General features: G+C 51.0%; 1 pseudogene. It reads right to left on the bottom strand.

Going from position 1 to position 255, the window contains the following annotated elements:
• Window positions 1-255 (bottom strand): annotated as a pseudogene (locus M8006_RS17970) (hypothetical protein); the annotation flags it as partial.

Here is a 255-nt window from a genome sequence, read left to right as displayed (position 1 = left end):
GTTCTTGGAACAGTAACAGTACATCGAAGGGATTGTAGACGGACGTTACCTCACGCCCCCCCCAACGATAGCCGTTATACCACTGTTTGATTTCCTGACGGTCTAACCCGGAAAGTTCGGGTTCAAAGACGGTATCGATGTCGTCATCGGTATAGCCGCAAAGGGTCGCATAGTCGGGCGACAGGGTAATATCACGCAGATTATTCAGTCCCGAAAACAGGCTGACCTTACTGAATTTGGACACGCCGGTCAGCA

The organism is Halomonas llamarensis (genome assembly GCF_023555005.1).
GTDB classification, from domain to species: Bacteria; Pseudomonadota; Gammaproteobacteria; order Pseudomonadales; family Halomonadaceae; genus Vreelandella; species Vreelandella llamarensis.
The sequence above is the reverse complement of the archived record's forward strand: the minus strand, read 5'-3'. Positions and strand labels throughout refer to the sequence as shown.